Source organism: Herbaspirillum chlorophenolicum, assembly GCF_001189955.1.
Classification (GTDB): domain Bacteria; phylum Pseudomonadota; class Gammaproteobacteria; order Burkholderiales; family Burkholderiaceae_D; genus Herbaspirillum; species Herbaspirillum chlorophenolicum.
This window is the reverse complement of record NZ_LFLT01000079.1, coordinates 1-9,440: the sequence shown is the minus strand read 5'-3', so window position 1 is coordinate 9,440 and position 9,440 is coordinate 1. Positions and strand designations below refer to the sequence as shown.

Sequence of the window (9,440 nt, the reverse complement as noted above, 5' to 3'; positions counted from 1 at the left end):
CCCCCCGGTAGCGCTGCTGCTCGAAACTGCGGTCGCGGATTTCACCCAGGCGGTTGAAAAACACTGCCCTGGCCAGCGCATTGCGCGCCTCGCCCTTGTTCAGGCCGGCATGCACGCGGCGGCGCAGTTCCACGCTTTGCAGCCAGTCCAGGATGAACAGCGTGCGCTCGATGCGGCCCAGCTCGCGGAGCGCCACGGCCAGGCCGTTCTGGCGTGGGTAGCTGCCGAGCTTTCGGAGCATCAGGGAGGCCGTCACCGTGCCCTGCTTGATCGAGGTGGCCAGCCGCAGGATTTCGTCCCAATGGGCGCGGACGTGCTTGATGTTGAGCGTGCCGCCGATCATGGGTTTCAGCGCGTCATAGGCGGCGTCGCCCTTCGGGATGTAGAGCTTGGTGTCGCCCAGGTCGCGGATGCGCGGCGCGAAGCGGAAGCCCAGGAGGTGCATCAGGGCGAAGACGTGATCGGTGAAGCCCGCCGTGTCGGTGTAATGCTCCTCGATCCGCAAGTCGGACTCGTGGTACAGCAGGCCGTCGAGCACGTAGGTCGAATCGCGCACGCCGACGTTCACGACCTTGGTGTGAAATGGCGCGTACTGGTCAGAAATGTGGGTGTAGAACGTCCGCCCTGGGCTGCTCCCGTATTTCGGGTTGATGTGGCCGGTGCTCTCGGCCTTGCTGCCGGTGCGGAAGTTCTGGCCGTCCGACGATGAGGTGGTGCCGTCGCCCCAGTGCTCGGCGAAGGGATGGCGGAACTGTGCGTTGACCAGATCGGCCAGCGCCGCCCCGTAGGTTTCGTCGCGGATGTGCCAGGCTTGCAGCCAAGCCAGCTTGGCGTAGGTCGTGCCGGGGCAAGACTCCGCCATCTTGGTCAGGCCCAGGTTGATCGCGTCGGCGAGGATCGTGGTCAGCAACAGGTTCTTGTCTTTGGCCGGGTCGCCCGATTTCAGATGCGCGAAATGCCGAGTGAAGCCCGTCCATTCGTCCACCTCCAGCAGCAGTTCGGTGATCTTGACGTGCGGCAGGATCATTGCCGTCTGGTCGATCAGCGCTTGGGCGGTGTCGGGTACCGCCGCGTCGAGCGGCGTGATCTTCAAGCCTGACTCGGTGATGATGGCGTCCGGCAGCTCGTTGGCCGTCGCCATACGGTTGACGGTGGCAAGCTGTGTTTCCAGCAGCGTCAGCCGGTCGTTCAGGTACCGGTTGCAGTCGGTGGCCACGGCCAGCGGCAATTCGCTGGCCTGCTTGAGGCTGGCGAATTTCGCGGGCGGCACCAGGTAGTCCTCGAAGTCCTTGAACTGGCGCGACCCCTGCACCCAGATGTCGCCGGAACGCAACGCGTTCTTCATCTCCGACAGCGCGCACAGTTCGTAGTAGCGCCGGTCGATGCCGGTGTCGGTCATGACCAGCTTCTGCCAGCGCGGCTTGATGAACTCGGTCGGCGCGTCGGCGGGCACCTTGCGGGCGTTGTCGCTGTTCATGCCGCGCAGCACCTCGATGGCGTCGAGCACGTCCTTCGCGGCGGGAGCGGCCCGCAGCTTGAGCACGGCAAGGAATTCCGGCGCGTAGCGGCGCAGCGTGGCGTAGCTTTCGCCGATGCGGTGCAGGAAATCGAAGTCCTCGGGCTGCGCAAGCTTCTGCGCTTCGGTGACGCTCTCGGCGAAGGCATCCCAGGACATGACGGCCTCGATGGCGGCGAACGGATCGCGGCCCGCCTGCTTGGCCTCGATCAGCGCCTGGCCGATGCGGCCGAACAACCGCACCTTGGCGTTGATCGCCTTGCCGGACGCCTGGAATTGCTGCTGATGCTTGTTCTTGGCGGCGTTGAACAGCTTGCCCAGGATGCGGTCGTGCAGGTCGATGATTTCGTCGGTGACGGTGGCCATGCCCTCGATGGCAAGCGCCACCAGGGTGGCATAGCGTCGCTGCGCCTCGAACTTGGCCAGGTCGGCGGGCGTCATCTGGCCACCCTCACGGGCGATCTTGAGCAGGCGGTTCTGGTGCACCGACCGCTCGATGCCAGAAGGCAGGTCGAGCGCCTGCCACGCTTTGAGGCGTTCGATGTGTTCCAGCATGTGCCGCGAATTCGGTTTGACGGGCGATTGGCGCAGCCAGGCCAGCCAGGTCGTTTTGCCGTTGTCCCGACGCTTGAGCAGATCGTCGAGGCGGCGGCGATGCGCGTCCGACAGCGGTTCGGCCAAGGCATCGTAGATGCGCCGGTTGGCGCGGGTGATTGCTTCGGCGCTCGCCCGCTCGACGGCGTTGAGGGCAGGCAGAATGACCGACTGCTGCCGCAGGTGCTCGATCAAGGTGCTGGCCAGCACGATGCCCTTGTCGGTCTGCAAGGCCATCTCGGTCAGCAACTGGACGGCCTGCCGGTAGTGGCCCATGGTAAAGGGCTGGAAGCCGAACACCGTTTGCAGTTCGACCAGGTGCTCGCGCCGGGTCTGCTCCCGCTGCCCGTATTCGTCCCAGCTTTCGACGCTGACCTTGAGCTGGTCGGCGACCAGTTTCAACAAGGGCGGAAACGGCGGCTCATCGACGCCCAGGATGACACCAGGAAAGCGCAGGTAACAGAGCTGCACGGCGAAGCCCAGCCGGTTGGCCGGGCCGCGCCGCTGCCGGATGATGGAGAGGTCGGTTTCGCTGAACGTGTAGTGACGGATCAACTCATCCTTGGTGTCCGGCAACGCCAGCAGGCTTTCGCGCTCGGCGGCGGACAGGATTGAACGACGTGGCATATTTACTGATCCGTTCTCAAGTATTGATACAGGGTTTCGCGACTGATTCCGAATTCACGAGCCAGCTTGGTCTTTTGCTCGCCAGCCTCGACACGTTGGCGCAGTTCGGCAATACGCTCAGACGACAGGGATTTCTTCCTGCCACGGTAGGCCCCGCGCTGCTTGGCGAGCGCGATGCCCTCGCGCTGCCGCTCGCGGATCAAGGCGCGTTCGAACTCGGCGAACGCGCCCATTACCGACAGCATCAGGTTCGCCATCGGCGAGTCCTCGCCGGTGAAGGTCAAATGCTCCTTAAGGAACTCGATGCGTACGCCGCGCTGGGTGAGGCCCTGCACCAGGCGGCGCAGGTCGTCGAGGTTGCGCGCCAGACGATCCATGCTGTGCACCACGACCGTGTCGCCTTCGCGCACGAAGGCGAGCAGCCGTTCCAGTTCGGGCCGCCGTGTGTCCTTGCCCGACGCCTTGTCGGTGAACACTTTATCCACCTGGATCTGTTCGAGCTGCCGTTCTGGGTTCTGGTCGAAGCTGCTGACGCGGACGTAACCGATGCGCTGACCGTGCAAGGTATCCTCCTGAGGGAAATGTGTCAGGAAGAAATCTATGACCCTTGACGGCGCATGTCAATCAATTCGGAAGGCAACTCTATTCTGACGATTTAGCGCCGGATGGTCTGACGCCAAGTTAGGGTATAGCTCAACTTGACGCCGCGCTCAGGCAGAGCGCACCAAGTGAAATCGCCACATCGGCGAGATCGAACGCAGGCCAGTGTGCGTCTTGCCAATGGAAATCGAGGAAATCAACTACCACACCCCGCACCATTCGGTCAGCTGCGTTGCCGATGGCCCCGGCCAGGTAGCTGAACGCCACACCGAAGTTCAGCACATGCACAAGATTGAAGAATGCGGCGTGACCTTCAGACGCGTGCCGAGCGTCATCAAGGCTTCCACGCAGAACTTGACCATTTGGTCTAATAGCGCGATCAACCCCGAGAGCAATAGCCATCGGGACCACTGCGGTGGCCGGTGGGAATGATCGGTCATGGTTTAATCAAAGAGGTCCTTCCAGAAGCTCTTCCGGTGCCCCGGTTGTCGTGGTTCATCACAATTGTCGCCGGAACGACCCCAGGCATGCCCACTGGATGGCGCAGGGCCTTGCCGCGCAACCGTCGGCTCCTGGGTCGACCGCTCGATGATCTTGTCGAGTTCGCCTCGGTCAAGCCATACCCCACGGCACTGCGGACAATAGTCGATTTCGACACCCTGGCGTTCCGCCATGACGAGTTGCACATCTTTACATACTGGACAATACATGATGATATCCTTGCCGTTTTTCAGTGTATTAACGGGGCTTAACGGTTGCCCCGCGGCTGGTGCGATGCCGTATTCCGTTCACCCAGCCAAAGAAAAAAACCGCCCGGTCACTTCCTCAGTAAGCGCAAGGCATTGCCGACCACCAGCAAACTGGCGCCCATATCAGCGAACACCGCATTGATTTACCTCGGGCTTGACTAGCTTGGTCTGATACAAGCTGGCGGTGATCAGGCAGACCGCGCCTGCGGAAATGACCACGTCGGCCAAGTTGAATGCGGGCCAGTGCGCGCTTTGCCAATGGAAGTCGAGAAAGTCCACGACCTTCCCGCGCAACAGGCGATCAGCGACGTTTCCAAGCGCACCGCCGAGGATCAGGCTGTATCCCAGTGCTTCAAGGCGTGGCAACTGCTGTTTCAGCACGCGCACCAGCCAAGCCGAGACCGCCAAACCAAGGGCGATGAAGAAATAGCGCTGCCAACCACCCGCGCCTGCCAGAAAGCTGAATGCAGCCCCCGGATTCAACACATGGACGAAATTGAAGAATGGCGTGACTTCGACCTGTTCGCCATAGGCATACGTGCGGACGACGGCGAGCTTTGCGAATTGGTCGGCGATTAAGGCGCAAACGGCCACCAGATACCAGACCAAGGCCGACGGACGGCAAGCCGTCTGCCATGCGCGAGCAACAAGCGGTATCAGCCGTCCGGCCAGAACGGTGCATCCCAATCCTAGGCACCAGCCCGCCAGCACATCAGCCGGGAAGTGCATTCCAGCAGCAATGCGCGACCATCCGACCAAGACGGCATAAAGCACCAAGCCGACGCGGGCAGGGCGACCCATCAAAGGCCAAAGCGCGCCGATAACTAACGCCGAATAGGTAGCGTGCCCGCTGGGCAGGCTGTAGTGCCGCTCACGCTCACCGATGATGCGCACTAGCTCGCCGAGGACGGCGGGCGGACGGGGAAAGTCGAGCCACAGCTTCAAGACAGTGGCGGCCAGCAAGGCCAGCAGGAAGGCGGTGCCAAAGCCAATGAGCCGATGCCGAACCGCATCGGCGCGGACTGGATTGGTTGCTGACTTCGACCACCACCACAGACCCAGCAGCATCAAGGGCGCTGCCCAGTAATTGCCCACGAAGCTGAAGAACCATACCAGCGGCCCCAGCGGAGCAGGCGTCCCCGCATTGATGGCCTGGAACAACGCAACGTTCAGACCGTACCAGTCATAGAAAATGAACTTCCAGCTCATCGGCGCAACAACCTCAAGCCATTGCCCACGACAAGCAAGCTGGCTCCCATGTCGGCAAACACGGCCATCCACATCGTCGCGTGGCCAGTGAAGGTCAGTACCAGAAACACCGCTTTGATGCCCAGTGCCAGCACGATGTTTTGCATCAGCACCTGAGCCGTCGCACGCGACAGGCGCACGAAAGTCGGAATCTTGCGCAGGTCATCGTCCATCAGGGCCACGTCCGCCGTCTCGATGGCAGTGTCGGTGCCAGCGGCTCCCATTGCAAACCCGATGTCAGCACGCGCCAACGCCGGAGCGTCGTTGATACCGTCGCCCACCATGCCGACTTTGCCAGTCTGTGCCAGTTGTTCGACCTCGCGCAGTTTGTCCTGTGGAAGCAAGTTGCCCTGTGCACGATCAATCCCGGCTTGCGTGGCAATGGCCTGCGCTGTATGCGGGTTGTCACCTGTCAACATCATGGTGTTGATACCAAGCGCATGCAGCTCGCCGATGGCGCTCCTGCTGCTGTCCTTGATGGTGTCTGCCACCGCGATCATGGCCTGCGCACCCTTTGCACTTACCAGTATTACTACAGTTTTGCCTTCGCGCTCCATCGCAGCGATGCGCTGTTCCAATTCTGGTGAGCAATGCCCCAGCTCTTCGAGCATCCGATGGTTCCCAAGGTGATAGGTCACACCGTTAATGCTGCCGCGTACGCCACGACCGGGCAGTGCAGCGAACTCAGCTACGTCGTGCAGCGCACCCCCCTCGACATTCGCTGCCTGCGCCACGGCCTTGGACACGGGGTGGTCAGAGCGAGCCGCGAGACTGGCGGCAATGCTCCGGCTGCTGGCAGGTGGCGCATCGCCCCACGCGACGAAATCGGTTTGCGCAGGTTTGCCGTGCGTGATCGTGCCAGTCTTGTCCAGTGCCAGCCAGCGCAGCTTACGGCCTTCTTCGAGATAGACGCCACCCTTGATAAGAATGCCGTGGCGCGCAGCGGCGGCCAAGCCGCTGACGATACTGACCGGCGTGGAAATCACCAACGCGCATGGGCAGGCGACGACCAGCAAAACCAGCGAGCGATAAATCCAGTCCAGCCACGCCGCGCCCATGAACAGCGGGGGAATCAGCGCGACCGCGACCGCCAAACCGAACACGGCTGGCGTATACCAGCGTGCAAACTGATCGACAAAGCGTTGAGTGGGTGCTCGGCTGCCTTGAGCAGCTTCCACCGCATGAATAATCCGGGCCAATGTGGAGTTGCTGGCCACGGCCGTAACGCGATACTCGAACGAACCGGATTCGTTGATGGTGGCTGCGAAGACCGAATCACCAGGTGCTTTGTCAACCGGCAAACTTTCGCCAGTGATCGGCGCTTGGTTGACCGTAGAGCGTCCTTCCAGCACTTCGCCATCGAGGGCGATACGCTCACCCGGCTTGACCCGAACCCGGCTGCCGATGGCGACCTGTTTGGCGTCCACTTCATGCCACGAGCCATCCGACTGCTGCACCGTAGCTTGTTCCGGGGCAAGATCGAGCAGGCCACGAATGGCGTTGCGGGCACGGTCCAGCGACTTGGCTTCGATCACTTCGGCCAGTGCAAACAGCACCATCACCATCGCCGCTTCTGGCCAGTGACCGATCAACATCGCGCCCGTGACGGCTATTGACATCAGGGCGTTCATGTTGAGGTTGCGGTTCTTGAGCGCAATCCAGCCCTTCTTGTAGGTGGAAAGGCCGCCCGTGAAGATGGCTACGAGTGCCAGAACGACGACTGACCAGTGGTTGCCGTTGTGCAGCCAGTAGACGGCTTCCGCAGCCAATGCAGCCACCAAGGAGATGCCAAGGGGCCACCAGTTGGTAGACGCGACCGGCGATCCTGCCGACGAGGAGCTGGCTTCCCCCGCATTGAGCACTTGCGCCTCGAAGTTCAGGGATTTCAGCGCGACCAATACCTCCGGTAGCGTATGGGGCGCATGACGCACGGACAGGGTGCGCTGCATCAGGTTGAAATCAAGATTGGCAATCCCGCCTATGCTGGCCAGCTTGTTGCGGATCAGCGCTTCTTCGGTTGGACAATCCATCTTGGCGATGACCAGCTTGGTGGTCTGCTCGCCAGAAGCTTTATCCGTGCGTTCGGCCTGCATGCCGATGGCCTTCAAGGCTTGCTCAACCGGAGACAACGATGGCAGTTCGTGCCGCACGGCCAAGGTGCGCTGCATGAGGTTAAAGTCAAGCCCGACAACGCCTGGCAGTTCGCCCAGCTTGCTTCTGATTAACGCTTCTTCCGTGGGGCAGTCCATGTTCTCGATACGGTAGACCGCTTGGGCCGATTCAGCCGTTAGCTGGGCTAGTGCAGTGGGCTGGCTGATCGGTACGGCCGAGCAGCCGCACCCCTTCGAACCGCAATCGCTCATGACAATTCCTTTATGTAGATTTCTATATTGCTTATTAAAGATCCTATAGCTACTATAGAGTCAAGCATTAAATGAGGATCAGAGATGGAAATCAGGATTGGTGAACTTGCCAAGCGGACAAGGTGCGAGATCGTCACCATCCGCTACTACGAGAAGGTGGGGTTATTGCCAAAGCCAGCACGCAGCGGCGGCAACTTCCGGCTCTACGGTGACGCCCACGTCGAGCGCTTGCAGTTCATCCGCCATTGCCGTTCTCTCGACATGACGCTGGGAGAAATCCGGGCATTGCTGGGACTGCGAGACAACCCCAATCAGGATTGCGGCGAGGCCAATGCGCTACTGGATGGCCATATCCAGGAGGTGGAGGCCCGCGTGAAAGCGTTGTTGCAGTTGAAGAAACACTTGGTCGTTTTGCGCGAGAAGTGCTCAGGTGCTCGCCAAGTGGATGCGTGCGGCATCCTGCAAGGGCTGACGGATTGCGCTTGTCATCCAATTTCTACCCCCGGTTTGCCAGTAGCTTGATCTGCCCAACCGCATAATTGAGCTTAGCGTGCTTTATTTTCCGTTTTCTGAGGCGACCCCTAGCTGGAGAAGAAGACCCTCAGGCCTCGGATTGCCTATTTTTTACGCGGCGTGGGCTCGGTGTCTCGCAGATGAGCGCGCAACTCGGCACTCAGGCTTTCATGGGCCTCCAGCTTTGCTTGTAGTGCTGCTCGTTCGATCTCTGCTTTCTGTAACAGCTGGGCTGCCGTCGCATTTTCTTGCTCCGCACCGGCCAGGCTGGCCTGCAACTTCTCGGTGACAGCGTTCCTGTCAGCCAACTGAGACTCCAACATCTGATTTCGGTTGGCGACCTCCTGTAGCGTGTCAAGTTTTTGCTGGAGTCGCGCGACAACACTGCGCTGATCGTAGAGAGCTTGCTGTGAATGCGACAGATCAGCGACTAGCCGCACGCCTTCCTGATTAACGCGTCTCACTTCCTCTTGTTTGACGATGGCCTCCTGCCTAAGCTGGCGCAATTCGGCCTGCAAGGTCTGAATCTGCAGCTCATGGCGCCGCAGATCCTGCTCTCTCTGTTCTTTGGTTGCCGTTCGGTAATGCTCAAGGGCCTCCCGGGCATGCTGGTGTTTTTCTTCCAAAGAGTGGTGGTGCCGCTCGTTTTCCGCAACGCGCTCATGGAGAGCGCGCACTTGCACCTCAAACGCGCGGTTTGCGGCCGTCTGCTCCTGCAGCTGAGTACGAGTTTGCTCGTGAGCTTGGACCTCATGCAGTCGGGCGGCATCGGCATTTGCCAATCGGGCGGACAAGTCAGCCCCCGTCATACGCAAGGCCTCCAGTTCAGCCTGCAGGCGGTCTGTGGTCGAATCGGCCTCAGTTTTAGCCGAGTGCACCTGCGCGTCCGCTTCGGCCTGGAGCTGCGCTGCAAGCCGTTCCACGAGGTCCTGCAAGGCCTCGCTGATAGTGCGAGACGGTACCGCAGTTGCGCCTTCTTCCTCCTCCAGTTCCTTGAGATACTTGTGAATCGTGGTTTTGGACCCGGTATTGCCCAACTCGATGCGAACAGCATCCACGGAGGGGCGTCGCCCGATGGCCAACAGGGTGTCACGTGCCTTCTTGACCTCGGATTTGTACAAGCCGGTGCGCGCCATGGGGATCCTTGTTTTTGATAATGGATTACATAATACGTATTTACATACTAAATTAGAAGGGATTTTCGATGATTGGCGTTTCCATCTACAGATT

At 60.6% G+C, this 9,440-nt stretch carries 8 protein-coding genes; 1 reads left to right on the top strand and 7 read right to left on the bottom strand.

Annotated elements, in window-relative coordinates:
- The 6 genes from AKL28_RS22530 to AKL28_RS22505 form a co-directional block, all read right to left on the bottom strand.
- A partial coding sequence (locus AKL28_RS22530) for a Tn3 family transposase (protein WP_050470543.1) occupies positions 1-2,737 on the bottom strand: 2,737 nt, incomplete at its 3' end.
- A 2-nt stretch (positions 2,738-2,739) separates the two neighbouring features.
- Positions 2,740-3,300, bottom strand: coding sequence for a recombinase family protein (locus AKL28_RS22525; RefSeq protein ID WP_003124096.1), 561 nt, complete (start codon positions 3,298-3,300; stop codon positions 2,740-2,742).
- Between the two features lie 130 nt (positions 3,301-3,430).
- Positions 3,431-3,739: a signal peptidase II gene (locus AKL28_RS24125; RefSeq protein ID WP_402708816.1), complete on the bottom strand. Its 309-nt coding sequence runs from the start codon at positions 3,737-3,739 to the stop codon at positions 3,431-3,433.
- Positions 3,740-3,780: 41 nt separating this feature from the next.
- A complete protein-coding gene (locus tag AKL28_RS24120; RefSeq protein ID WP_082221631.1) occupies positions 3,781-4,047 on the bottom strand; it encodes a TFIIB-type zinc ribbon-containing protein in 267 nt (88 codons plus the stop codon).
- A gap of 162 nt (positions 4,048-4,209) precedes the next feature.
- Complete coding sequence (gene lspA, locus AKL28_RS22510) at positions 4,210-5,295, bottom strand: signal peptidase II (protein WP_050470540.1); 1,086 nt, start codon at positions 5,293-5,295, stop codon at positions 4,210-4,212.
- On the bottom strand, positions 5,292-7,697 hold the full coding sequence (locus AKL28_RS22505) for a heavy metal translocating P-type ATPase (protein ID WP_050470539.1): 2,406 nt from the start codon (positions 7,695-7,697) through the stop codon (positions 5,292-5,294). Before AKL28_RS22505 ends, lspA begins: the two co-directional genes overlap by 4 nt.
- Before the next feature lie 84 nt (positions 7,698-7,781).
- Here AKL28_RS22505 and cadR point away from each other — a divergent pair, with 84 nt between their 5' ends.
- Positions 7,782-8,219 carry a Cd(II)/Pb(II)-responsive transcriptional regulator gene (gene cadR / locus AKL28_RS22500; protein ID WP_050470538.1) on the top strand — a complete coding sequence of 146 codons (438 nt, stop codon included), beginning with the start codon at positions 7,782-7,784 and terminating at the stop codon, positions 8,217-8,219.
- Positions 8,220-8,314: 95 nt separating this feature from the next.
- Here cadR and AKL28_RS22495 read toward each other — a convergent pair whose 3' ends face one another.
- Complete coding sequence (locus tag AKL28_RS22495) at positions 8,315-9,346, bottom strand: DNA-binding protein (RefSeq protein WP_050470537.1); 1,032 nt, start codon at positions 9,344-9,346, stop codon at positions 8,315-8,317.
- Positions 9,347-9,440: the final 94 nt, after the last annotated feature.

Excerpts from the sequence above, each read along its gene's own strand:
- lspA (WP_050470540.1), bottom strand. The coding sequence starts at position 5,295 with ATGAGCTGGAAGTTCATTTTCTATGACTGGTACGGTCTGAACGTTGCG.
- AKL28_RS24125 (WP_402708816.1), bottom strand. The coding sequence starts at position 3,739 with ATGGCTATTGCTCTCGGGGTTGATCGCGCTATTAGACCAAATGGTCAA.
- AKL28_RS22505 (WP_050470539.1), bottom strand. The coding sequence starts at position 7,697 with ATGAGCGATTGCGGTTCGAAGGGGTGCGGCTGCTCGGCCGTACCGATC.
- AKL28_RS24120 (WP_082221631.1), bottom strand. The coding sequence starts at position 4,047 with ATGTATTGTCCAGTATGTAAAGATGTGCAACTCGTCATGGCGGAACGC.
- cadR (WP_050470538.1), top strand. The coding sequence starts at position 7,782 with ATGGAAATCAGGATTGGTGAACTTGCCAAGCGGACAAGGTGCGAGATC.
- AKL28_RS22495 (WP_050470537.1), bottom strand. The coding sequence starts at position 9,346 with ATGGCGCGCACCGGCTTGTACAAATCCGAGGTCAAGAAGGCACGTGAC.